Here is a 522-nt window from a genome sequence, read left to right as displayed (position 1 = left end):
TGGCCCACGGCGAAGTCGAAGCGGCGAAAGCCTACGGCCTCAGCGGCTGGAAGCTGTATGCCTACGTGATCATGCCGTCGGCCCTGCGCCGCTCGCTGCCGTACTACAGTAATGAAGTGATCCTGATGCTGCACTCGACGACGGTGGCCTTCACCGCGACCATCCCGGATATCCTGAAAGTCGCCCGGGACGCCAACTCGGCCACCTACATGACCTTTCAATCATTCGGTATCGCTGCGCTGATCTACCTGACCGTGACCTTTGCCCTGGTCGGTCTGTTTCGTCTGGCGGAGCGTCGCTGGCTGGCCTTTCTCGGCCCCAGCCACTAAGGAGCCTTCATGCGTCATCAGATTCATCCACTTGTGGCGCCGGTGCCGGGCACGGAGCGACAAATCCACAGTTTCCACTTCGGGCCGGAGCAGGCCGAAGGCAAGGTCTACATCCAGTCGTCACTGCACGCCGACGAATTGCCGGGCATGCTGGTGGCCTGGCACTTGAAGGCGCGCCTGGCGGAGCTGGCTG

1 protein-coding gene and 1 pseudogene are annotated in these 522 nt (G+C 62.3%); both read left to right on the top strand.

Translation table 11 applies throughout. The features are described 5' to 3' along the window. The coding region (locus tag HX846_RS35670) for an ABC transporter permease subunit (RefSeq protein ID WP_178967290.1) at nucleotides 1–329 on the top strand (329 nt) is incomplete at its 5' end. Between the two features lie 9 nt (nucleotides 330–338). After that, nucleotides 339–522 (top strand): annotated as a pseudogene (locus HX846_RS35665) (succinylglutamate desuccinylase); the annotation flags it as partial.

Origin of the sequence: Pseudomonas sp. K5002 (genome assembly GCF_013386655.1) — a bacterium.
Lineage (GTDB): Bacteria > Pseudomonadota > Gammaproteobacteria > Pseudomonadales > Pseudomonadaceae > Aquipseudomonas.
The sequence above is the reverse complement of the archived record's forward strand: the minus strand, read 5'-3'. Positions and strand labels throughout refer to the sequence as shown.